Source organism: Rhodococcus sp. NPDC004095 (assembly GCF_053604015.1).
Map to the genome: position 1 here is coordinate 281,430 of NZ_JBSGGS010000009.1, position 23,022 is coordinate 304,451.

The following is a 23,022-nucleotide window of genomic DNA, read 5'->3' on the forward strand; positions in this document are numbered from 1 at the left end:
GGCCGAGGCGGGCACGAACGTTGGTCAGCCGCGCAGCATTTCGGCGACCAGGAACGCCAGCTCCAGCGACTGCTGGGTGTTCAGACGCGGATCGCACGCTGTCTCGTAGCGGCCCGAGAGGTCGACGTCGGAGATGTCCTGGGCGCCGCCGAGGCACTCGGTGACGTTCTCGCCGGTCAGCTCCACGTGGATGCCACCCGGGTGGGTGCCGAGCGCGTTGTGCACCTCGAAGAAGCCCTGGACCTCGTCGACCACCCGGTCGAAGTGCCGGGTCTTGTATCCGGTGGACGATTCGTGGGTGTTGCCGTGCATCGGGTCGCACTGCCAGATCACCTGGTGCCCGGTCGCCTGCACCTTCTCGATGATCCCGGGCAGCAGGTCGCGCACCTTGCCGTTGCCCATCCGGGAGATCAGCGTCAACCGGCCCGGCTTGTTCGTCGGATCGAGCCGCTCGACGTACTCGACGGCCATCTCGGGCGTGGTGGACGGGCCGATCTTCAGGCCGATCGGGTTGGCCATCAGTTCCGCGAACGCGATGTGCGCGCCGTCGAGCTGACGGGTGCGGTCGCCGATCCACAGGAAGTGCGCCGACAGGTCGTACAGCTTCGGGTGGTCACCCGTCTCGTCGAGACGCAGCATCGCCCGCTCGTAGTCCAGGACGAGGGCCTCGTGACTGGCGAAGATCTTCGCGGACTGCAGGTTCGGGTCGACGACGCCGCAGGCGTCCATGAAGCGCAGACCCCGGTCGATCTCGGCGGCGAGGGCCTCGTACCGGGCGCCGGCGGGCGACGACGCGACGAATTCGCGGTTCCAGTCGTGCACACGATGCAGGTCCGCCTCGCCGGCGGCGGTGATGGCGCGCACCAGGTTCATCGCGGCGCTCGCGTTGGCGTAGGCGCGGACCAGCCGCGACGGGTCGTGCACGCGGAGCGCCTCGTCGGCGACCAGCGAGTTGACCATGTCGCCGCGGTACGACAGCAGGCCGAGCGAGTCGGTGTCGGACGAGCGGGGCTTGGCGTACTGACCGGCGATGCGGCCGACCTTCACCACCGGGAGCGAGGCACCGTAGGTGAGCACGACGGCCATCTGCAGCAGGGTGCGGATGTTGCCCTTGATGTGCGGCTCGGTGTTGTCCGCGAAGGTCTCCGCGCAGTCGCCGCCCTGCAGCAGGAACGCCTCGCCGCGGGCGACGGACGCCAGCTGCGCCTGCAGGTCCTCGACCTCGCTGGCCACCGTGATCGGCGGGACGCTCTCCAGGACGGTGCGCATGGCGGCTGCCTGATCGGCGGGCCACGACGGCTGCTGCGCGGCGGGCTTGCTCAGCGCCTCGTCCAGCTTCTGTCGCAGCGCCGCGGGCAGCGGCGGAAGTTCGGGCAAGCGGTCGATCGGCACGTCGACTGTCCAGTTCACCTGTCCAGGATATTCGGTCACCGTGGTGACCGACACGGGTGGGTGTGATCGACGCCCGACCGTGACCGCAGGCGCCGAGGACCCGCCCGGCTCAGCGCAGCGTCGAGGCGATCCGGATCGCCTCGAACTTCGCCAGGTTGTGCCGCGCGTCGGCGAGCGCGTCGTGGGCGTCGGCAGGGGCGGCAGGCAGCGCGGGCCGACCCGCGTCCTCCCAGTACTGCTTGAGTTCTCGCGTGAACCGGGGCATCGACTGCGGCAGCGCCGTCATGTCACCCCACAGCTGACACAGGGCCACATGGTCGTACGCGGCAACCCACGCCCACAGTTCCGGTACAACACCGGGCCGCGGGATCAGGAACTTGAGCAGGTCGTCGCGGAGTTTGTCGCGGCTCTTCCACACCGGCGACGACTGCGGCGGCAACTTGGGAAGCACGTTGCTGCGCACCCATTTGCCGGCCCGGGTCGCGTCGAACTCGGTGGACACGGCGTAGAACTCGCGACCGTCCTCGGCGGCCACACCGATGGAAACCAGGTCGATTGTGCGACCATCCTCGATGAACTCGCAGTCGTAGAAGTAGCGCACGACGGGCAACCCTATGCGCCCGGCACACTGGTGATGCGACCGCCCCCGACCCGAAGGATGACTGGTGCCGACTCCCCGCGACCCCGGGCCCACCGCCGACCCAGCCGGGGCACCCGCCCGCGACCTCACCACGTCAGCGGAGTCGACGGACCGGACCTGGTTCCCCCGCGCCGGCACCCCGGCCGGTGCCGCGCTGCGGATCACGATCGCGGTCGCAGCGCTGGTCGGCATCGCCTACAACCTGGTCGGGTTCCCGTGGCTGCGCGACCTCGGCGACTACTACCGGATCGACCTCGACGTCTACCGGCTCGGTGGCACCGCCCTCGCCAACGGCACGGCGCTGTACGGCGAGATGCCGCCGACCGCGCTCGGGTCCCTCCTGCCGTTCACCTATCCCCCGCTCGCCGCGATCGTGTTCAGTCCGCTGTCGGCGATCAGCCTGCACCAGGCGGGAATCGTCCTCACCGTCCTCTCGCTGGCCGCGCTGCTGGCCACGGTCGCGCTGACCCTGCGCTCGCTCGGAGTGATCGACCGCCGGGTGGCGGTGTGGACGGTGCCTGCGGTCTTCGCCGGCGCCCTGCTCCTCGAGCCGGTGTACTCCACCCTCGACTACGGGCAGATCAACATCGTGCTGATGGCCCTCGTGGCTGCGGACTGCCTGCTGCCGCGCACGCCGTGGCCGCGAGGACTGCTGGTGGGCCTCGTCGCCGCGATCAAGCTGACCCCGGCCGTGTTCGTGCTGTACTTCCTGCTGCGCAAGGACATTCGGGCGGTCGTCGCCACCGCGGGCGGGTTCCTGCTCGGGACCGGGCTTGGGTTCGTGGTGTGTTTCTCCGACGCCAAGCAGTACTGGACCGAGACCCTGCTGGACTCGAACCGGATCGGCCGCCCCGCGTACGCGGCGAACCAGTCGCTGACCGGGATGCTGGCCCGCCTCGGGCTCGAGGGCACGGCCCGGTCGGCGGTGTGGCTGCTGTGCTGCCTGCTTGTGCTGGCGATCGCGGTGGTCGCGGTACGGCGGACCCTGGCGGCGGGGCATCCGGTTCTCGCGTTGACCGCGACCGCGGTCCTCGGCCTGCTGATCTCGCCGGTGTCGTGGTCGCACCACTGGGTGTGGGCGGTGCCGCTGCTGATGGCTCTCGGGCACCTGGCGCTCGGCCGGGCCCGACAGGAACCGGGCCGGCGGGCCCTGTGGACCGGGTGGACGCTCGGCGGGATCGCGCTCCTGGTGCTCGCCCCGCACTGGCGGCTCACGCCGGGGCGGACCAGCGGCCTCGGCTGGCCGCTGTGGGACCAGTTCCTGGCGTCGTCGTACGTGTGGTGGGGCGTGGCGACGCTGGCGCTGCTGGCCTTCGTCCGGCTGTCGGCACCCGCGGCGGCCGAGGCACCGGCGGCCCAGCCGGTACCGGTGGCCTGACGCCCCCGGTCACCCGGCCCGGGTGGCGGGGACCCGCGGGTCCGCGTGGCCGGCGACCCCGGACTTGAGGCTGGCGGCGTAGACGTCGACGTACTCCTGACCCGACAACTGCATCAGCTTGTACATCACCTCGTCGGTGACGGCCCGTTCCACGAACCGATTGCCGGCCATGCCGCTGAACCGGGAGAAGTCGATCGGTTCCCCGATCCGGATCACGATCTTCGCCGGACGCGGCCAGCGCGAACCGATCGGGTTGAGTTTGTCGGTGCCGATCATCGCGACCGGGATCACCGGGACACCCGCGGCGAGGGCCATCCGGGCCATCCCGGTCTTGCCCTTGTAGAGCCGGCCGTCCGGGGAGCGGGTGCCCTCCGGATAGATGCCGAGCAACTTGCCGTCGCCGAGCACCCGCAGTCCGGCGGCGAGGGCGTCCGCCGCGGCGTCCGCGCCGGTGCGGTCGATCGGCACCTGGCCGACGGCGGTGAAGAACCACTTCTGGAAGCGTCCCTTGAGTCCCGAGCCGGTGAAGTACTCGCTCTTGGCCAGGAAGGTGATCCGCCGCGGCGCGCGCAACGGCAGGTAGAACGAGTCCATGACCGCCTGGTGATTGCTCGCCAGGATGACCGGGCCGTGCACCGGAAGGTTGTGCGCCCCTTCGATTCTGGGACGGCCGAGCGCGAACAGGATCGGCCCGAGAAGGATGTACTTGAAAAGCCAGTACCACATGGCGCCTCCCGACCTCGTGTGCCGTGAACTGTACCGACGTGCCGTGTGCCCGGCCACACGGGAAAGCCGCGTGTGACACTGGTCACGGCATGGCTACCGCAGTGCCGCGCGGGCCAGGTCAGCGGCCCCGACCATCGCGGCCGCCTCGCCGAGCTGGGTCGTCCGGATCCGCGCCAGCGGCCGGTGCCCCGCCCCGGTCAGGGCGCGCGCGTAGTGCTCGCGGGCCTCGTCGAGGAACAGGCCCGCCGAGCTCGCCACGCCCCCGGCGATCACGATCAGCTCGGGATCGAAGACGTCGGCGACCATCGCCAGACCGACGCCGAGCCAGCGGGCGAACTCCGCCATTGTGCGCACCGCGACGCGGTCCCCGTCGCGGGCGGCGCCTGCGATCCGGCGGCCGGTGAGCGATCCCGGATCCCGTGCGACCTCCGCCGCGAGCACGGTGGACCCGGACGGGTCGGCGGCGAGCAACTCGATCGCGGTCTCCACCAGCGCGGTCCCGCTGCAGTACCGTTCCCAGCAGCCGCGCTTGCCGCAGGCACAGGGCCGCCCGCCGGGCACCACCTGCAGATGTCCGAGTTCGGGGGCCACCCCGTGACTGCCCCGGTACAGATGCCCGTCCACCAGCAGGGCCGCGCCGATTCCCGTGCCGACCGCGACCGTGACGACGTTGCCGCCGCCGGTCGCGGCACCGAACCGCCGCTCCGCCCACGCCGCCGCGTTCGCGTCGTGTTCGAGCACCACCGGCAGGCCGAGCCGCCGGCCGAGGTCACGTGCCACCGGCACGTCCACCCACGGCAGGTGCGGCGCGAATCGCACGATCGTCCGGTCCTCCGACACGAAACCCGCAACCGCGAGTCCGATGGCCCTGATCTCGTTGCGGGAGATCAATTCCCGAAGTGTCCGGTCGAGGGCGTCCTCGAGCGCCGGCGCAGATCGCGGGGTCGGCGCCTGCGCCGTGTCGAGTACTTCCCCGGCGGCGTCGACGACCGCGGCCCGGATGCTGGTTCCGCCCACGTCGACGCCGATGGTCGGCGCCGCTTCCGGCTCGTTGCTCATGCGGTGGGATTGTCCTCGATCCGCACCTGGATCGGCACGAAGGCGCGGCGCGGCGGCGGGGTCGTGTCGCCGTCGGGTCCGCCCTCCGGGGGCCCGCCGTGTCCGTCGTGCTCGTCGAGCAGCGCCCGCACCAGCGCGAGCAGCGCGGAGAGCTGCGAGGCGACCAGCGTCAGCAGGTCGTGGGACTCGCCGCGCACGAGTGCGACGAGCGCACAGACCGGGCACCAGCCGCACGCGGAGCCACGGTCCTCGCCGCCCTCGTGAGCACCGTCCTCACCACGCTCGGGAGCGACGGCGGCGGCCACGTCCGCGGCACGTTCCAGGAGGGGTTCGAGGCGGTCGAGGGCCGCGTTCGCCAGCGCCCTCAGCTCGGCCATCAGGGCCGCGTGGTCGGCGCTCACTGCGGCCACACCTGAGGGTCGGGCCGGAAGCGGACCACCAGGTCGTCCCCCTCGAGCCCCGCGTCGACCGTGTCGCAGCGCCGCAGGACCGACGCCAACGGCAGCCGCCGCCGCACCCCCGCCGCCCCGATCAGCAGGTCGTCGCCGACCCGGCCGAGGCTCAGCGACGCCGGGTCGACCAGCGGCAGCGGAACCCGCAGCGCGTACACCGAGTCCACCCCCACCCCCGATTCGTGTTCCACCGTCGGTCCGCGCCGCTCCCCCGCGGCACCCGCCGGTTCGAGATCGTCGGCGACGGCGCCGAGAGCGTCCCACCCTACCGGCTCTCCACCCCCGTCGTGGGCGACGAGCACCGGGGTCCCGGAAAGCGCCGCGCGCAGCTGCGCGACGGCGCCCTCCTGGTCGCCCCGACGCCGCGCGTACCAGCGCGCCGACGGCGGCGCATCGTCACCGTCCGGAATCGAATCATCCTGCGGCAGAACACCATTGACCACGACATCGTCCAGGGCGATACCCAGCAGCGCCAACGCGGTGACGGTCCGGCGCGCCTCCGCCGCCGCCACCGACCGTGCGCCGACGACCAGCCGGACTCCGGCCCGCTCCGCATCCGCGAGAAGGGTGCGGACGGGCGCGGTCGAGTCGACCAGCCGATCCACCAGTAGCGCGGCCAGCAGCTGCCACTGCGGTGAACCCGACCCCATCGTCACGCGTACGTGCTGCGGCCAGACCCGCTCCACCCCGTCGGCGACCAGATCCGCGACGGTCAACAGCCGCAGCGCATCCGCCGTTGCCGGGCAGTCGACCACCACCGCGTCCCAGTCGCCGCTCCCGGCGAGCCGGGCGACCTCCGCGAGCCCGACCAGTTCCTGCGCGCCGGGCAGCGAGGTCAGTTCCTCCGGTTCCGGCAGCGACAGCGAGTGGTCGTGCTCCGGGCCGGTGGGCACGAGTGCGGCCGCCGCCGCGAGCCGCCCCTGCAGCACGGCGAGGGTGTCGAGTTCGAGCAACTCCACGCCGCCGGAACGACCGGCGCCCGCGACGTCGCGAATCGCATCCGCCGTTCCGGGCCTGCGGTCGGTCGCGAGCACGTCGGAGAGCGAGTGGGCCTGGTCGAGCGACACTAGCAGCACCCGAGATCCCTTGCGCGCCAGCACGAGTGCGGTTGCCGCCGCCACCGTCGTCTTCCCGACGCCTCCCTTGCCGACGACGAACTGCACCCGAGGGTGCGCGTCGTCCTCCCGCGGTGTCAGCCCTCCACCCTCTTCTTCAGCTCCTTGAGTGCGGTGTCGGTGATCGCCTTCTCGGCCTTGCGTTTGAACAACCCGATCATCGGGATCGTCAGGTCCACGGTCAGCTCGTAGGTCACCAGCGTTGCCCCGTCGGCCTGCGGTTCGAGCGTGTACGAGCCGGACTGCGCCTTCTGGATCTCACCCTCGACCAGTTCCCACGACACCGACTGCCCGTCCCCGGACCACTCGAACTCGAGCACGTAGGTGTCCTTGACCATCCCCGCGTCCAGGACGAACCGGACCCGTCGTGCCCGCCCGGACGGACCGGTCTCGAGCACCTCGACGGACTTCGCCGCCGCCACCCACTCCGGGTAGGCGGGGTAGTCCGCGATCACTTCCATCACCCGCCGCGGCGTCGCGGCGATGGTGATCGATCTCTTGGTCTTCTCGGCCATGCGGGAACGTTCCTTTCCTACGGCTGGTCCGGCGTCACCGGGGCAGAGGGGACTCTCCCGCGGGCCGACCGGCCTCGAGCTCGCGCTTCGCCTCGAACGTGACGACCTTGCCTGCGAGCCGGCGGGCATGGTTCATCGCGGCGAGGTCGAGGTTCGCGACGTTCTCCGGCGTCACCCCAGCGGGTTCGGCGTGCAGGAAGTAGTGCACGATCGTGCCGTCGAGCTCGGCCTCGAGCCAGACCTCCATGGTCCCGGTCAGGGCGCCGCCGACGGTCCACCGAATCCCCTTCTCGGCGCGGTCCTCCCGCACCTCGAGGCGGAGGTCGGGCCACCAGCGGCCCCATTTCGACTGCGCCGACAGGCACTCGGCGACCCGTTCGGGTGCCGCGGCGATGAACGTCTGGTCCGCGACCTGAATGCTGCTCACCCCGCAAGCTTCACATATCCGCCGCCATGGACGTGGCGCAGGTCGCATCCGGCAGGGTTTAAAGTGGACCGGAGTAATACCTACTCGTCAGTATCCACAGGTTTCGGAGGCATCGCGTGCGTGAATTCAGTGTCCCCCTCAACTTCGCCGTCCCGGCCGACGGGTCAGCGGTCGACGCGGTGTACACCCATGCCGCGGCGACGCCGAACCTGGTGCTGTTCAAGCGGCTCACCGGCGGCGTCTGGGCCGACGTGACCGCACGCGAGATCGCCGAGCAGGTCACCGCGGTCGCCAAGGGTCTGATCGCGTCCGGTGTTCAGGCCGGCGACCGGGTCGCACTGATGTCCGGGACCCGATACGAGTGGCCGATCCTCGACTTCGCGATCTGGTCGGCCGGTGGCGTCACCGTGCCGATCTACGAGACCTCCTCCGCCGAACAGGTCCGGTGGATCCTCGAGGACTCCGCCGCGGTCGGGTTGATCGTCGAGACCGACGATCACTCCCGCACCGTCGCCGACGTCACCGGCGACTTCCCCGCCCTGAACACGGTGCTGCAGATCGAGCCCGCCGAGGGCGCGCGCGGAGCGATCGCCACCCTCGTCGAGCGCGGCGCCGGGATTGCCGACGACGACGTCCGGTCCCGCACCGCCGCCCTGAAGGCCGCCGACCCGGCCACCCTGATCTACACCTCCGGAACCACGGGCAGGCCCAAGGGCTGCATGCTCACCCACTCGAACCTGATCGCCGAGTCGCACGCCATCGCGACGTCCGGGTTCGGTGCCCTGCTGCAGCCGGGCCGGCGCAACCTGATGTTCCTGCCGCTCGCCCACGTCCTGGCCCGCGCCGTCAGCCTCGCCGCGTTCAACGCGGGCACCACCGTCGGCCACACGTCCGACACCAAGAACATCGTCGCCACGTTCGGTGAGTTCAAGCCGGACTTCATCCTCTCCGTGCCCCGCGTGTTCGAGAAGGTGTTCAACACCGCCCAGCAGAAGGCGCACGGTGAGGGCAAGGGCAAGATCTTCGACATGGCCGCCGAGGTGGCCGTGCAGTGGAGCCAGGCACAGGACACCGGCGGCGCCGGGTTCGTGCTGGGTCTCAAGCACACCGTGTTCGACAAGCTGGTTTACAGCAAGCTCAAGGCCGCGCTTGGCGGCCAGTGCCAGCTCGCGATCTCGGGCGGTGCGCCGCTCGGCGCCCGCCTCGGCCACTTCTTCCGCGGCCTCGGCGTCACGATCTACGAGGGCTACGGCCTGACCGAGACCACCGCCGCGATCACCGTCAACACGCCCGGCAATCAGAAGATCGGCACCGTCGGGAAGCCGTTGGCCGGCAACGCCGTTCGCATCGCCGAAGACGGCGAGATCCTGCTGTCCGGCCCGGTGGTGTTCACCGGCTACTGGCAGAACGAGGCCGCCACCGCGGAGGCCATCGTGGACGGCTGGTTCCACACCGGCGACCTCGGGTCACTCGACACCGAGGGCTACCTGAGCATCACGGGCCGCAAGAAGGAGATCATCGTGACCGCCGGCGGCAAGAACGTCGCCCCGGCCGGTCTCGAGGACTACCTGCGCGCCCACCCGCTGATCAGCCAGGCGCTCGTCGTCGGCGACCAGAAGCCGTTCATCGGTGCCCTGATCACGATCGATCCGGAGGCGTGGCCGGGCTGGCTCGAACGCAACGGCAAGCCCGCCGGGTCCAGCATCACGGACCTGGTCGCCGACATCGACCTGGTCGCGGAGGTGGACGCCGCGATCGCCGAGGCGAACAAGCTCGTCTCGCACGCCGAGTCGATCAAGAAGTACCGCATCCTGCCGCTGGACTTCACCGAGGAGACCGGCGAGCTGACCCCGACGCTCAAGCTCAAGCGCAACGTCATCCACCAGAACCGCGGCGCCGAGATCGAGGCCATCTACAGCAAGTAGCGGCTTCGCCGCCCGTGCGCCTTTCCGGTGGCTCCGGCCATCGGAAAGGCGCACAGGCGCGGCAGCACCTACAGCAGTCCGGAGAGCTTGGCGGCCAGGACATCCCACCGCCACTGCTCGGACACCCACTTGCGGCCGGCGACGCCCATCGCCGCGGCCCGGTCGCGGTCCACGAGCACCGAGATCACCGAATCCGCCACCGCGGACACCGACCGGCCGTTGACGACGTGCCCGGTCTCGCCCTCGCGCACCGTCTCCGGCGCGCCCCCGGAGTTGCCCGCGATCACCGGAACACCTGTCGCCGACGCCTCCAGGTACACGATGCCCAGTCCCTCGACGTCGAGCCCCGCGCCGCGAGTGCGGCACGGCATCGCGAACACGTCGGCGATGGTGTGGTGCGCGGCGAGTTCCGCCGCGGGAACCCCACCGGTGAACACCACGTGCTCCTCCACGCCGACCTTGGCCGCCAGTCGCCGCAACGACTCCTCGTACGGCCCGCCACCGACGATCACCAGCACCGCGCCGTCGATCGATCGCCGGATCCGCGGCAACGCGCGGATCAGCACGTCCTGTCCCTTGCGCGGCACCAGGCGAGACAGGCAGAGGATCGTCGGCCGCTCCCCCAGCCCGTACCGGCAGCGCAGTTCCGCGCGCGCCGCCGGATCCGGCCGGAAGGTCTCGCTGTCCACCCCGGGCGGGACGTGCTCGAGCCCGGCCCGCGGCCCGAACGCCGCGGCGAATCGGCGCCGGGTGTACTTGCTGACGTACGTGATCGCGTCGGTGGTGTCGCCGATCCGGCGCAACGACTGCCGGGCCCCGGGCAGCATCGACCACCCGACCTCGTGTCCGTGAGTGCTCGCCACGATGCGCTCCGCGCCTGCTCGCCGCAGGTGCGGACCGAGCAACGCCAGCGGCGCGGCGGCGCCGAACCACACGCTGTCGCAGCCGTGGCTGCGCACGAGCTTCGCGGCCTTCCGTGCCACCAGCGGCGTCGGCAGCATCAGCGTCGTGGGATGACGGACCACCTCGAACGGCTGCGCGGCATCGAACCTGGTGTGACTGTCGCCGCGCCACCGCGGCGCATAGACGACGAGTTGGTCGGCCGGCAGCGCGGCCGTCAGGGATTGCAGGTAGGACTGGATGCCGCCCGGTCGCGGTGGAAAGTCGTTCGTCACCAACAGGGTTCGGCGCATGCCTCCACCGTATTCGGTGGCCCTCCCTGCGGGCGCCCCGGGTCGGCGACGGATCGCCGGCACCGGGGTCGAGGTTCCGGGCGCCGGGGTCAGGACACCCGTTCGGTGAGCCAGGAGCCCCACTGCGCGACCATCTCCCGCCCGGGCACCCCGAGTACCCGGCCGATCCGTTCGTCGACCACGGTGGCGTCGACAGGCCCGGTCGACAGTTCCCGGTACAGCGCCCGCAGCCGGTCCTCCCCGAACCGGTCCGCGACGAATGCCGCGACCGTCCACGCCGACTCGTAGGCGGCCAGCGCCCGTTCGCCCCCGGCGGCGAAGTCGGCGTCGGAAGGCAGCCTCACCGGCGGTCCGTGCACCGCGACGGCCGCCGACACCGTCGGCGCGGCGGTGCGGACGTCGACACCGCCGCCGGTGTCACTGTTGGGGACCCGGTGGCCGACGTAGTCGGCGAAGCCCTCGAGCACCCACATCGGGGATCCGTCCCGCGTCTCGGCGCGGGTGGCGACGTGTGTGAGTTCGTGACGGAGCACCGACCGGCGCGTGCTCTCGGTGAGACGTTCACCCGCGGTGGGGCTGAAGACGATTCGCTGCCCGGTCACGACGTCCGAGTCCGGGGTCACGGCGTCGGAGACCGCAACCGCGGCGATGTCGGAACCGCTGTGCGCGGCGCCGACCTGCTCGGCGAACTCGTCCTGATCGGCGGTGACGACCACGACCGCCCGCCGCGACCAGTCGGTACCCCACACGTCACCGACGGCGGGTACGGCGGTGACGAGTTCGGCCGCGACCGCGTCCACCCGGTCCTGCTGCCACGGGTGACCGAGCACCACGGAGGTGGCCCCGCCGGTGGTCACCGACCGGGCCACCACCGGACCGAAATCCCAGGGGCCACGCCAGGTTCGCCGGTCGTACTCGGGCAACGGTCGATCGGAGACCAGTTTCCACGTGTCCCCGCGCCGCGCCACCACCAGCGAGACCGGTTTGCGCGTCGGGCCGAGGTCCGCACCCTCGATCGCGTAGCGCAGATAGACCTGCGGAGCCCAGACGTCGGTGGCCTGCAACTGTTCGGCCAGGTCGCTCGGCACCGGCGTTTCCGGGCCGCCGCCGATCTCGTAGCCCCAGTCCGCGAGTGGCACCGCCGCCAGGTTGCCCATCCGCCGCACCTCGGCGGCGAGGAACTCCGGCATCGCTCCGGGGTCGAACAGCTCCGCCAGTGCCGACGCGTCGCCGGCGCGAGTCGCTCCGGCCCATCGGTCGAGCAGGTCCTGGACGCCGGCGCGCCGAGCCTGTTCGAACGGGCTGACCGCGGCGGTGGACGGTGCCCCAGAGCCGGGTTCGGCGGAATTCTGGTGCAGCACCAGGCCCGCGGCGCCCGCGACGACGATCAGCAGGCCGGAGAACGCGAGCGCCTCCCAGGTCCGGATCCGGCGACGCGGCGACCGCGGCGCATCCCCCTGTTCGATGGTCAGTACCGGCGGGCGCCGTAGAACGGGTAGGCGTCGAGCGGTGCCACCTTCACCGGGACGCCGAACGTGGACGCGTGCACGATGTTGCCGTTGCCGGCGTACATGCCCACGTGCGAGGCGTCGGAGTAGTACAGCACCAGGTCGCCGGGCTGCAGGTCCTGCTTGCGAACCGGGGTGCCGCCTGCGGCCTGGGCCTGGCTCGACCTGGGCAGCGACTTGCCGATCTGCTTGTAGGCCCACACCATCAGGCCGGAACAGTCGTAGCCGTCCGGCCCCGTCGCGCCCCAGACGTAGGGCTTGCCGACCTGGGTCAGGGCCGCCTGCAGTGCGCTCGAGTTGGCACCCGGGACCAGGCCCTTGAGCACGATCGCGGGATCGTATCCGGGAGGGAAGGCGGAACCGGCGAGCGTTGCCTTCTCGGCGCTCGTCAAGGCCGCAAACGCCTGGGTGACCTGCCCGATCTGCTCCTGCAGGTCGCTCTGGGTGCGCTGCAGGTCGTCGCTGATCGAGCGGGCGTGCTCGGTCGCCGTCCGCGCGTCGTCGGCGGATCGCCGCGAGGCCTCCTCGGCCGCGACGGCCTCGTCACCGGCCTCCTTGAACTTGCGAACCTGGGCGGCGGTGTCGGTGGAGAGCACGCTGAGCGTGGACATCTGGTCGAGCAACTGCTGCGGCGAGTCGGAGACCATCACCGCGAACAGACGGTTGACCCGTCCGCCCTGGTAGTTGGCGATCGTCAACCGGTCCACGGCCGGCTGGAACTGGGCCATCGTCGCGCGCGCCTCGTCCAGGCGGCGCTGATCCTGCTCGTGCCTGAGCTCCGCATCCCGCTGGACGGAGAGCTTGGAGTCGAGGTCGATCTGCGCGTTGTGCATCGCCTCGGTGGCCTGCTCGGATTTGCGCGAGAGATCGGACAGACGCTCGAGCGCCGCGGTCGGGTTGTCGATGGCGGGATCGGCTGCCGCCGGGCCGATGCCGACGGCGACGAGAGCGACGGACAGGACACCGGTTGCGAGTGCGGTGGATCGCTTCCTCAGTGACGCCACGAACCGGGTGCTCCTGTTCTTACTCGCGGAAAGGTCTCGGCAAGGTTACGGAACGGCATACGACGGTGTCCACCCCGGCCAAATCGTGACATTGCCTCGCGCGGGCGCCGTCCTGCGCAAACGGCGACGGGCCCGGCGATCCGTGCTGGATCGACGAGCCCGTCGGAGTGGCAAGTGCCACACGCACGCCGTGGCCCTTCCCCGGCCACGGCGTGCGGGATGTCAGTAGCGGCGTGCGCCGTCCATCGGCATCGAGGAGATCGGGGCGCGCTTGACCGGAGTACCGGAGGTGGCGGCGTGGATGACCTCGCCGTTGCCGGCGTAGATGCCCGAGTGCGAGCCGCCGTAGAAGGACACCACGTCACCGGGCTGCAGGTTGCCGGTCGACACCGGGGTGCCGGCCGCAGCCTGGTCGTAGCTCGTGCGGGGCAGGTTCAGACCGGCCTGCTTGAAGGCCCACTGCACGAGGCCTGAGCAGTCGAAGGCGTCCGGTCCGGCTGCACCCCAGACGTAGGGGGCGCCGATCTTGCTGGCAGCGGCCTCGACGGCCTTCTGGCCTGCGGTGAGGACCGGAGCGGGAACGAGGGCCGGGGCGCCGGGCGCCGCCGGGAGCTGCGGGAGGCCGGGGATCTCGATGGTCTGCGCCGGAACGCCCGGGATGTCGAAGGTGCCGACGCCGGGGACCGTGACGGGCTCGGCCAGTGCGGGCGCCGCGGTGGCCGTGATCGCGCCGACGGTGAAGATGCCGGCGACGGCGACGCGCCGTGCCTTGGAGCTCAGTGTTGCCACGAAAGGAGGTGCCTTTCTTCCATTCCTCCGCCGACCGAGTTAGCTGACGGGTTCGGGCTGGGAAGATCAGCCCTACCCGACGGCACGCGGTGTGCGCTCCGACGGGATTCACCCCAGTGGAAACGTGGGTTCCCGGCACGATTCCCTTGCGGGACATCGTTTAGGCGGTACCTCGCGATGCTGCGCCGGTGTGGCGCTGCAAGACTCCGCAAGGTCTCAACGAGATTACGAAGCGCACCCGGCAATGTCGACCCGAACGAGACCGACAACCGGTCAAATCGGGCAATTTCGACACTGGACGACCGTCAGGCAACGCCCGGATCACGAAGCGATAACGACCGACTGGTCTGTGCCGGATCGACGGCGGACACCAAGCGCAGTCGGGGCACCAGCCCCGCGTCGGCGAGCGCCGCCATCGCCGCTCGTTCATCCTGCTCAATACTCATGCGGGCCACCACACCGGACCGCGCGGTCTGCGTCGAGTCCTCGGGCGCCGGGTAGCCGAGGAGCACGGTCACCACACAGTCGCCACAGGCGATGTCCCGAACCGCACACCGGCTGCAATCCACGATCATTGTGACCCTCGTCTCACTCGCGCCGAACCGGCGTGTCATCCGGCCTCTCCGACGGAAGCTAGCGAGTCGCTCCGACAGGTTGGTGGGGACAGGCCGGCCGGGGCTGTCGGCACCCCCGCCTAGCCTGTGCCCCGTGAGTTCCCGCGACGCCACCGCACGCCAGCTGACGTTCGACGAGCTGGACACCCCGCTGCGGGACACCACGTTCGTCGTCGTCGACCTCGAGACCACCGGCAGCAACTCCGGCGACGACGCCATCACCGAGATCGGCGCGGTGAAGGTCCGGGGCGGCGAGGTGATCGGCGAACTCGGCACACTCGTCGACCCGGGCCGCACCATTCCTCCTTTCATCGCGCAGCTCACCGGAATCACCACGGCGATGCTCGTCGACGCACCACGGATCGAACAGGTACTGCCCAGTTTCCTCGAGTTCGCCCGCGGCGCCGTCCTGGTCGCCCACAACGCCCCGTTCGACATCGGATTCCTGAGGGCCGCGGTGTCGCGACACGACCTCGCCTGGCCGCCGTTCCAGGTGCTGTGCACGGTCAAGCTCGCCCGCCGGGTGCTGTCCAGGGAGGAGGCGCCGTCGGTGAAGCTGTCCGCCCTGGCGGACCTGTTCCAGGTCAGCACCCGGCCCACGCACCGTGCGCTGGACGACGCCCGCGCCACCGTCGACGTTCTGCACGCCCTGATCGAACGGGTCGGCAATCTCGGGGTGCACAGCTATCCGGAGCTGGTCGACTACCTGCCCAACGTCTCGGCGGCCCAACGCGGCAAACGGGGCCTGGCCGCGCACCTGCCCCGGACCCCGGGCGTCTACCTGTTCCGCGGCCCGTCGGACGAGGTCCTCTACGTCGGCACGGCGGTCAATCTGCAGCGTCGGGTCCGCGGCTACTTCACCGGGTCCGAGACCCGCGCCCGAATGAAGGAGATGGTGGCGCTCGCCACCCGGGTGGACCACGTCGAGTGTGCACACGGACTCGAGGCCGGGGTGCGCGAACTGCGACTGCTCGCCGCGCACGCACCCCCGTACAACCGGCGCTCGAAGTTCCCCAAGCGCGCGTGGTGGATCACCCTGACCGACGAACCGTTCCCCCGGCTGTCGATCACCCGCCGCGCCGGCGTCGACGCCCTCGGCCCGTTCACCAGTCGCACCGACGCGACCGAGGTCGCCGCGACCATCACCGAGTCCTGTCGACTTCGCAGCTGCACCAAGAAGATTCGCCGCGACCAGGTCCACGGCCCGGACTGTCCGGACGAGGCGGTCGGCGGCTGCCCCGCCGGGAACACCCCGCAGGATTCGGAGCAGTACGGCGCCGCCGTCGAAGTCGTGCGTGCCCTGATTCGCGGTACCGACGACGGCCCGCTGCACCGACTGCGCACCCGGATCGGCGAGCTGGCGACGGCAGAACTGTTCGAGAGCGCAGCCCGGCTGCGTGACCGCACCGCCACGCTGGGCATCGCACTGCGCCGCGGTCAGCGGCTGGCCGCGGTCGCCGCGGTCGACGAACTGATCGCGGCGCGGCCCCGCGACGGCGGCGGGTGGGAGTTCGCGGTAATCAGGGCGGGCCGTCTCGCTTCTGCCGGGGTGGCTCCGCGCGGGGTGCCTCCGATGCCGGTCGTCGACGCGCTGGCGCTGTCGGCCGAGACCGTGCTGGCCGAACCGTCACCTCTGCGCGGCGCCACCGCCGGTGAGGTCGGGCTGATCGCGAGCTGGCTCGACTCCCCCGGCATCCGGATCGTCCGCACCAGCCACGGGTACGGGGAGCCCGCTCGCGGCGCGGGAGCCTGGCAGCAGTGGTGCGCGCTGGCCCGCGGGGCGGGGTCCCCGGCATTTGGGTCCTAGTCTGATCAGGCCCACCCCCTGTAATAAGGAGCGAGATGATCAACGCCATCGTCCTCATCCATGCCGAGGCGAACCGGATCCCCGAGACCGCTCAGGCCGTTGCCGACATCGCCGGCGTCTCCGAGGTGTACTCGTGCGCGGGCGACGTCGATCTGATCGCGATCGTCAAGGTCCGTGACCACGAGCAGATCGCCGACGTCGTCACCGGCGCGATCAACAAGGTCGCCGGAGTGCTGCGCACCACGACTCACATCGCGTTCCGCTCCTACGCGAGCGCCGACGTCGAAGCCGCCTTCTCCATCGGCGAGTGAACGACGACGGGGACCCTCGCCCGGTCCGGCCGGACGAGGGTCCCCGTCATCCCTCCCGCTATGTCGTGGGCGGCCTCAGCCGGCCAGGCGCGCGCTCACCGCGACCCAGCGGTCAAGCAGCGCCGCGGCGGCTCCGTTGTCGATGACGTCGACCGCGCGCTGCATGCCGGCACGCAGTGCGTCGTTCAGCTCGCCGCCCAGTCCGGAGTAGGCGGCGATCGCGCCGCCGGCGTTGAGCACCACGGCGTCGTGCACGGCGCCGCGCTCACCGGCGAGCACCGCCCGCGCGATCACCGCGTTCGCCTCGGCGTCCCCGCCGCGCAGGGCGTCGAGGGGCACCCGCTCCACCCCGAGTTCGGTGGGATCGATCCGGTCCTCGCGGACCGTCCCGCCGTCGACGACGAAGACGGTGCTGGTGGTCGACGTGGTGATCTCGTCGAGTCCGTCGTCGCCTCGAACCACCAGCGCGGACACGCCCCGACCGGCGAGCACGTCGGCGATCACCGGCTGCAGGTCCGCGAACGCGCACCCGATCAGCCCCGCCCGGGGCCGGGCCGGGTTGGTCAGCGGTCCGAGCACGTTGAACACGGTCGGGATACCGATCTCCTTGCGCGGCCCGGACGTGAACCGGAACGCGGGATGGAACGTCGGGGCGAAGCAGAACCCGATCCCGACCTCCCGCACGCACTGCGCGACCGCGCCCGGGTCCAGGTTGATCCGCACCCCGAGCGCCTCGAGGACATCGGCGCCGCCGCTCTTGGACGACGCGGCCCGGTTGCCGTGCTTGACCACCCGCACACCTGCCGCCGCGACCACCACCGACGCCATCGTCGAGATGTTGACGGTGTGCTGCCGGTCGCCGCCGGTGCCGACGATGTCGACCGCGTCGGTGTTGCCTGCGGCGGAGTCGCCGATGTCGAGGTCGAGGGTGCGCGCGTGCGCGAGCATTGCGTCGGCGATCCCGGTCACCTCGGACGGGGTCGTCCCCTTCATCTTCAGAGCGACACCGAACGCGGCGATCTGGGCGGAGGTGGCGTTGTCCGACATGATCTCGCTCATCGCCCACGAGGCGGTGGCCGCGTCCAGATCCCGTCCGTCCGTCAGAGCGCCGAGCACCTCGGGCCACGTCCCCATTCCAACCGCCTCTTCGTCGTCGCTGTGATCCGGATGAAGCTTAGTCAGTGCACGGTTCCGTACCCGTGGCGGTTCCGCAGCTTCCCGACGGGCCCTGCGACCGGATGTCAGTCGGTGCCACCGGAAGGCTGAAGGGCGTCCCACCCCACGGCCGTGCCTCCCGCCCTCTGCGCCAGTCCCGCCATCCGCGACTTCTCCTGGGCGCAGTGCAGCGCGTCGAGGACCTGGGTGCGCACGAGAGTGACGGACACGAGTGCATCGTCGGTCGACACCTCCGGTGGGTGCGGGGGCGTCTGCGAGACGGTGTAGCCGTCCTGGGCCGCCAGCTCCGCGGCCCGCTGGACACCCTCGGCCGGCAGCCTCAGGTGGTGTCGCAGAACCACCTCCTCCTCCGCCGCCCACGCCGGCGCCGTCGCGGCCCCGCGGTCGAGCGCGGTGCTGCACGCCTCGGCGTCGTCGAAGCTCGACGCGACCACCACGAGGTCGGTTCGGTCACGGTCGAGCGGTGCGGTTCGTCGTCGTCCGAAAAGGGTGTGCCACCAACGTGCCCGAGTCATGAACCCACCCTCCCACGAGCCTCGACCTGCACAATCGCGGGCTCGGGCATACTGGAAACCGCCCACGACGCGCCCATGTCGGACCCGGGTGGTCCTCGCGTACGACAACGCGTCATACTTCCTTCTGTGACGAGCGCAGTAGGGACCCAAGGATCCGCAATCACCCAGCGCGTGCACTCGCTGAACCGGCCGAACATGGTCAGCGTCGGCACCATTGTCTGGCTGTCCAGCGAGTTGATGTTCTTCGCTGGTTTGTTCGCGATGTATTTCGTCGCGCGCGCGCAGGCGAACGGCAACTGGCCGCCGGAGCCCACGGAGTTGAACCTGGCACTCGCCGTGCCGGTCACCGCGGTGCTCGTGGCGTCGTCGTTCACCTGCCAGATGGGCGTTTTCGCCGCCGAACGAGGCGACGTCTTCGGCCTGCGCCGGTGGTACATCCTCACCCTGGCGATGGGCACCTTCTTCGTGCTCGGCCAGGCGTACGAGTACATCCATCTGGTGGAGCACGGCACGACCCTGTCGAGCAGCGCCTACGGATCGGTCTTCTACATGACGACCGGCTTCCACGGCCTGCACGTCATCGGCGGTCTCGTCGCCTTCGTCTTCCTGATCGTGCGAACCAAGGTCAGCAAGTTCACCCCCGCGCAGGCAACTGCCGCAATCGTTGTCTCGTACTACTGGCACTTCGTCGACATCGTGTGGATCGGCCTGTTCGCCACCATCTATTTCATCCGTTAGAAGCTGAACGCAGTACCCAGCCCAAGTCCGTTCAGTCCGTCCCGCGAGACCAAAGGGATACAGATGAGTTCATCCCCCCCTTCAGCAGCCGCCGACAGCGCGACTGCCACGACAGCCCGTCGTCAGCGCAAGTTCCGTCGCCGTGTCACCGGCGCCCTGATCCTGATGATGGGACTCGTCGGCGCCGGCTTCCTCGCCGCGGCGCTCACCCCGACTCCGCAGGTCGCGACCGCGTCCGACGACCAGTCGGCGCTGATCCGCGAGGGCAAGCAGTTGTACGACACCTCGTGTGTCACCTGCCACGGAGCCAACCTGCAGGGTGTGCAGGACCGTGGTCCCAGCCTGATCGGTGTCGGTGAGGCCGCCGTGTACTTCCAGGTCTCCTCCGGCCGTATGCCCGCGGCCCGCAACGAGGCCCAGGCGGAGCGCAAGGCGCCGAAGTTCGACGCCGCCCAGACCGACGCCCTCGGTGCGTACATCCAGGCCAACGGCGGCGGACCGACCGTCGTGCGGGACGAGAACGGCGAAATCGCGACCACCTCGCTGCGCGGCAACGACGTCGCCCGCGGCAGCGAGCTGTTCCGCCTGAACTGCGCCTCGTGCCACAACTTCACCGGCCGCGGCGGCGCACTGTCGTCCGGCAAGTTCGCGCCCACGCTCGACCCGGCGAACGAGCAGCAGATCTACCAGGCGATGGTTACCGGCCCGCAGAACATGCCCAAGTTCTCCGATCGCCAGCTGAGCCCGGACGAGAAGCGCGACATCATCGCGTTCATCAAGTCCGCGAGTGAGACCAAGAACCCCGGCGGCTACGGCCTCGGCGGCTTCGGTCCCGCGTCGGAGGGCATGGCCATGTGGGCCATCGGAATTGTTGCCATTGTCGGCGCAGCACTGTGGATCGGAGCAAGGTCATGAGCGACGCCGGTCACGGCGATACGCCGAAGAACTACACCCAGGAGGAGCTCGACGCGATGAGTCGCGACGAACTCGTCACGCTGGGCACCAACCTCGACGGGGTCGATGTCGCGTTCCGTCGTGAGCGCTGGCCGGTCGAGGGCACCAAGGCGGAGAAGCGCGCCGAGCGCGCCGTCGCCTACTGGTTCGCGCTCGCCGGTATCTCCGCGATCGCGTTCATCGCGATCTACCTCTTCTGGCCCTGGGAGTACAAGGGCATGGGCGAAGAGGGCTACGGCATGTACAGCCTGTACACCCCGCTGATCGGCCTGACCATGGGTCTGGCCATCCTCGGTCTCGGTGTCGGTGCGGTGCTGTTCACCAAGAAGTTCGTTCCGGAAGAGGTCTCGATCCAGGACCGCCACGACGGCGGCTCGCAGGAGGTCGACCGCAAGACGATCGTCGCCGAGCTCGGCGACTCGCTGGAGACCTCGACCATCGGTCGCCGCAAGATGATCAAGCGCAGCCTCGGCTTCGGTGCCGGCGCGCTCGGCATCATGGCGATCATGCCGCTCGGTGGCCTGATCAAGAACCCGTGGGCCAAGGGCGACAAGTCCGACCTGTGGACCTCGGGCTGGACCCCGCAGTTCCCCGGCGAGACGATCTACCTGCGCCGCAACACCGGCCGTCCCGGTGACATCGTCCTGGTCCGCCCTGAGGACATGGACGCCGGCGCGATGGAGACGGTGTTCCCGTTCCGCGAGTCGGAGCGTGGTGACGAGAAGGCGCTCGCGCACGCCCTCAAGCGTGCCGACAACCCGGTCATGCTGCTCCGCCTGCGCACCGAGGACAGCGACCGCGCCGTCCGCCGCAAGGGCCAGGAGAGCTTCAACTTCGGCGACTACTGGGCCTACTCGAAGCTGTGCACCCACCTGGGCTGCCCGACCTCGCTGTACGAGCAGCAGACCAACCGGATCCTGTGCCCGTGCCACCAGTCGCAGTTCGACGCCCTGCACTTCGGTAAGCCGATCTTCGGTCCCGCCGCTCGCGCCCTCCCCCAGTTGCCGATTACAGTCAACGAAGAGGGCTTCCTCGTCGCCAACGGTGACTTCGTCGAGGCCCTCGGCCCCGGATTTTGGGAGCGTCGTTCATGACAACCATCACTGGCGGCCCGTCGAAGGCCGCAGCGCACGCCGCGAAGGCGGGCGAGAACCTGGACTCGCGGTACCACCTCGCGGCCGGCATGCGCAAGCAGATCAACAAGGTCTTCCCGACGCACTGGTCCTTCATGCTCGGCGAGATCGCGCTGTACAGCTTCATCATTCTTCTGATCTCGGGTGTGTACCTCACCCTGTTCTTCGACCCGTCGATGGCAGAGGTCGTCTACAACGGCGCCTACCAGCCGCTGCGCGGTGTCGAGATGTCGCGAGCCTACGCAACCACCCTGGACATCTCGTTCGAGGTCCGCGGCGGCCTGTTCGTCCGGCAGATCCACCACTGGGCAGCACTGATGTTCGCGGCGTCGATCATCATCCACCTGCTGCGCATCTTCTTCACCGGCGCGTTCCGTCGCCCGCGTGAGGCGAACTGGGTGATCGGCTGCCTGCTGCTCATCCTGGCGATGTTCGAGGGCTTCTTCGGCTACTCCCTCCCCGACGACCTGCTGTCCGGCACCGGCCTCCGCGCCGCCCTGTCCGGCATCACTCTGTCGGTCCCGATCGTGGGCAGCTGGCTGCAGTTCCTGATCTTCGACGGCGACTTCCCGGGCACGCTGATCATCCCGCGCCTGTACGTCGCGCACGTCCTCCTGGTGCCGGGCATCATCCTGGCCCTGATCGGCGCGCACCTCGCGCTGGTCTGGTACCAGAAGCACACGCAGTTCCCCGGCACCGGCCGCACCGAGACCAACGTCGTCGGCGTCCGCATCCTCCCGGTGTTCGCCCTCAAGGGTGGCGCGTTCTTCGCGTTCACCTTCGGCATCCTCGCCCTCATGGGTGGCGTCCTGCAGATCAACCCGATCTGGAACATCGGCCCGTACAACCCGTCGCAGGTGTCCGCAGGCAGCCAGCCCGACATCTACATGATGTGGACGGACGGCCTGGCCCGACTGTGGCCGGCGTGGGAGATCTACCCGTTCGGCCGCTACACGGTTCCCGCGGTGTTCGCCGTCGCGGTGATCATGGGCCTGGTGTTCGCGGTGCTGATCGCCTACCCGTGGATCGAGAAGAAGTTCACCAAGGACGATGCGCACCACAACCTGCTGCAGCGTCCGCGTGACGTGCCGGTCCGCACCGGTATCGGTGTCATGGCCGTCACCTTCTACGCGATCCTCACGATCATGTGCATCAACGACATCATCGCGTTCAAGTTCGACATCTCCCTGAACGCGATGACGTGGATCGGCCGTATCGGCATGGTGCTGCTGCCCCCGATCGCCTACTTCGTCACCTACCGGTTCTGCCTGGGTCTGCAGCGCAGCGACCGCGCGGTGCTCGAGCACGGCATCGAGACCGGCGTCATCAAGCGCCTGCCGCACGGCGAGTACGTCGAAGTTCACCAGCCGCTCGGCCCGGTGGACGATCACGGACACCCGATCCCGCTGGAGTACCAGGGCGCGGCGATCCCGAAGAAGATGAACAAGCTCGGTGCCGCCGGCAAGCCCGGCTCCGGAAGCCTGCTGTTCGCCGACCCGGCCGACGAGGCCACGGCGCTCGTCGCCGCGGATCACGAGAAGGAGCACGAGCAGCTCGCGATCCTCAAGGCGTACCAGGACAAGGTGCACGGCCTCCCCTCCTCCGAGGACGACGCCAAGCACTGATTCCGGTCAGCGCAGTCAACGGGGAA

Annotated in this window: 23 protein-coding genes and 1 riboswitch; of the genes, 8 read left to right on the forward strand and 15 right to left on the reverse strand. The window is 70.1% G+C overall.

Annotation, left to right across the window (positions count from 1 at the left end; translation table 11 throughout):
• Positions 1-24: 24 nt before the first annotated feature.
• Both ACWEPG_RS19320 and ACWEPG_RS19325 read right to left on the reverse strand, forming a co-directional pair.
• Complete coding sequence (locus ACWEPG_RS19320; protein WP_450116096.1) at positions 25-1,410, reverse strand: class II 3-deoxy-7-phosphoheptulonate synthase; 1,386 nt, start codon at positions 1,408-1,410, stop codon at positions 25-27.
• A gap of 91 nt (positions 1,411-1,501) precedes the next feature.
• Positions 1,502-1,993 (reverse strand): polyadenylate-specific 3'-exoribonuclease AS, encoded by a 492-nt coding sequence (locus tag ACWEPG_RS19325; protein ID WP_450116095.1) that lies wholly within the window; start codon positions 1,991-1,993, stop codon positions 1,502-1,504.
• Positions 1,994-2,057: 64 nt separating this feature from the next.
• On the opposite strand from ACWEPG_RS19325, the gene ACWEPG_RS19330 reads away from it, so the two are divergent.
• On the forward strand, positions 2,058-3,410 hold the full coding sequence (locus tag ACWEPG_RS19330; RefSeq protein ID WP_450116094.1) for a glycosyltransferase 87 family protein: 1,353 nt from the start codon (positions 2,058-2,060) through the stop codon (positions 3,408-3,410).
• A 9-nt stretch (positions 3,411-3,419) separates the two neighbouring features.
• On the opposite strand, the gene ACWEPG_RS19335 is transcribed toward ACWEPG_RS19330, so the two are convergent.
• From ACWEPG_RS19335 to ACWEPG_RS19360, 6 genes are all read right to left on the reverse strand, one after another.
• Positions 3,420-4,136 carry a lysophospholipid acyltransferase family protein gene (locus ACWEPG_RS19335; protein ID WP_452595039.1) on the reverse strand — a complete coding sequence of 239 codons (717 nt, stop codon included), beginning with the start codon at positions 4,134-4,136 and terminating at the stop codon, positions 3,420-3,422.
• 93 nt (positions 4,137-4,229) lie between these two features.
• On the reverse strand, positions 4,230-5,195 hold the full coding sequence (locus ACWEPG_RS19340; protein WP_452595040.1) for an ROK family protein: 966 nt from the start codon (positions 5,193-5,195) through the stop codon (positions 4,230-4,232).
• Positions 5,192-5,596: a hypothetical protein gene (locus ACWEPG_RS19345; protein WP_450116091.1), complete on the reverse strand. Its 405-nt coding sequence runs from the start codon at positions 5,594-5,596 to the stop codon at positions 5,192-5,194. The genes ACWEPG_RS19340 and ACWEPG_RS19345 overlap by 4 nt, the downstream gene beginning before the upstream one ends.
• The gene (locus tag ACWEPG_RS19350) at positions 5,593-6,810 is read right to left on the reverse strand and encodes an ArsA family ATPase (protein WP_452595041.1); all 1,218 of its coding nucleotides are present in this window, start codon (positions 6,808-6,810) and stop codon (positions 5,593-5,595) included. Before ACWEPG_RS19350 ends, ACWEPG_RS19345 begins: the two co-directional genes overlap by 4 nt.
• A gap of 29 nt (positions 6,811-6,839) precedes the next feature.
• On the reverse strand, positions 6,840-7,277 hold the full coding sequence (locus ACWEPG_RS19355) for an SRPBCC family protein (protein ID WP_452595042.1): 438 nt from the start codon (positions 7,275-7,277) through the stop codon (positions 6,840-6,842).
• Between the two features lie 34 nt (positions 7,278-7,311).
• Entirely contained in the window at positions 7,312-7,704 is a 393-nt protein-coding gene (locus ACWEPG_RS19360; protein ID WP_450116088.1) for a polyketide cyclase / dehydrase and lipid transport, read from the reverse strand.
• A 116-nt stretch (positions 7,705-7,820) separates the two neighbouring features.
• Here ACWEPG_RS19360 and ACWEPG_RS19365 point away from each other — a divergent pair, with 116 nt between their 5' ends.
• Positions 7,821-9,629 (forward strand): AMP-dependent synthetase/ligase, encoded by a 1,809-nt coding sequence (locus ACWEPG_RS19365; RefSeq protein WP_450116087.1) that lies wholly within the window; start codon positions 7,821-7,823, stop codon positions 9,627-9,629.
• Between the two features lie 68 nt (positions 9,630-9,697).
• Here ACWEPG_RS19365 and ACWEPG_RS19370 read toward each other — a convergent pair whose 3' ends face one another.
• The 5 genes from ACWEPG_RS19370 to ACWEPG_RS19390 all read right to left on the reverse strand — a co-directional run bounded on the left by ACWEPG_RS19370 (position 9,698) and on the right by ACWEPG_RS19390 (position 14,698).
• Positions 9,698-10,822 (reverse strand): glycosyltransferase family 4 protein, encoded by a 1,125-nt coding sequence (locus ACWEPG_RS19370; protein ID WP_450116086.1) that lies wholly within the window; start codon positions 10,820-10,822, stop codon positions 9,698-9,700.
• An 89-nt stretch (positions 10,823-10,911) separates the two neighbouring features.
• A complete protein-coding gene (locus ACWEPG_RS19375) occupies positions 10,912-12,216 on the reverse strand; it encodes a hypothetical protein (protein WP_450116125.1) in 1,305 nt (434 codons plus the stop codon).
• Between the two features lie 74 nt (positions 12,217-12,290).
• A complete protein-coding gene (locus tag ACWEPG_RS19380) occupies positions 12,291-13,334 on the reverse strand; it encodes an NlpC/P60 family protein (protein WP_450116085.1) in 1,044 nt (347 codons plus the stop codon).
• Between the two features lie 222 nt (positions 13,335-13,556).
• Positions 13,557-14,123 carry an NlpC/P60 family protein gene (locus ACWEPG_RS19385; protein ID WP_450116084.1) on the reverse strand — a complete coding sequence of 189 codons (567 nt, stop codon included), beginning with the start codon at positions 14,121-14,123 and terminating at the stop codon, positions 13,557-13,559.
• A 12-nt stretch (positions 14,124-14,135) separates the two neighbouring features.
• Positions 14,136-14,300, reverse strand: a riboswitch (cyclic di-AMP (ydaO/yuaA leader).
• Between the two features lie 128 nt (positions 14,301-14,428).
• A complete protein-coding gene (locus ACWEPG_RS19390) occupies positions 14,429-14,698 on the reverse strand; it encodes a hypothetical protein (protein ID WP_452595043.1) in 270 nt (89 codons plus the stop codon).
• Between the two features lie 133 nt (positions 14,699-14,831).
• On the opposite strand from ACWEPG_RS19390, the gene ACWEPG_RS19395 reads away from it, so the two are divergent.
• On the forward strand, positions 14,832-16,544 hold the full coding sequence (locus ACWEPG_RS19395; RefSeq protein ID WP_452595044.1) for a DEDD exonuclease domain-containing protein: 1,713 nt from the start codon (positions 14,832-14,834) through the stop codon (positions 16,542-16,544).
• A 35-nt stretch (positions 16,545-16,579) separates the two neighbouring features.
• Complete coding sequence (locus ACWEPG_RS19400; protein ID WP_450116081.1) at positions 16,580-16,855, forward strand: Lrp/AsnC family transcriptional regulator; 276 nt, start codon at positions 16,580-16,582, stop codon at positions 16,853-16,855.
• 75 nt (positions 16,856-16,930) lie between these two features.
• Here the strand turns inward: ACWEPG_RS19400 and trpD are convergent, their stop codons facing one another.
• Positions 16,931-17,989, reverse strand: coding sequence for an anthranilate phosphoribosyltransferase (gene trpD / locus ACWEPG_RS19405; protein WP_452595045.1), 1,059 nt, complete (start codon positions 17,987-17,989; stop codon positions 16,931-16,933).
• A 107-nt stretch (positions 17,990-18,096) separates the two neighbouring features.
• Positions 18,097-18,546: a hypothetical protein gene (locus ACWEPG_RS19410; protein WP_450116079.1), complete on the reverse strand. Its 450-nt coding sequence runs from the start codon at positions 18,544-18,546 to the stop codon at positions 18,097-18,099.
• A 126-nt stretch (positions 18,547-18,672) separates the two neighbouring features.
• On the opposite strand from ACWEPG_RS19410, the gene ctaE reads away from it, so the two are divergent.
• The 4 genes from ctaE to qcrB all read left to right on the forward strand — a co-directional run bounded on the left by ctaE (position 18,673) and on the right by qcrB (position 22,996).
• The gene (ctaE, locus tag ACWEPG_RS19415; RefSeq protein ID WP_450116078.1) at positions 18,673-19,284 is read left to right on the forward strand and encodes an aa3-type cytochrome oxidase subunit III; all 612 of its coding nucleotides are present in this window, start codon (positions 18,673-18,675) and stop codon (positions 19,282-19,284) included.
• A gap of 63 nt (positions 19,285-19,347) precedes the next feature.
• Entirely contained in the window at positions 19,348-20,199 is an 852-nt protein-coding gene (gene qcrC, locus ACWEPG_RS19420; protein ID WP_450116077.1) for a cytochrome bc1 complex diheme cytochrome c subunit, read from the forward strand.
• Positions 20,196-21,332: a cytochrome bc1 complex Rieske iron-sulfur subunit gene (gene qcrA, locus ACWEPG_RS19425; protein WP_450116076.1), complete on the forward strand. Its 1,137-nt coding sequence runs from the start codon at positions 20,196-20,198 to the stop codon at positions 21,330-21,332. Before qcrC ends, qcrA begins: the two co-directional genes overlap by 4 nt.
• The gene (qcrB, locus tag ACWEPG_RS19430; protein WP_450135016.1) at positions 21,329-22,996 is read left to right on the forward strand and encodes a cytochrome bc1 complex cytochrome b subunit; all 1,668 of its coding nucleotides are present in this window, start codon (positions 21,329-21,331) and stop codon (positions 22,994-22,996) included. Before qcrA ends, qcrB begins: the two co-directional genes overlap by 4 nt.
• The last annotated feature ends 26 nt before the right edge of the window (positions 22,997-23,022 follow it).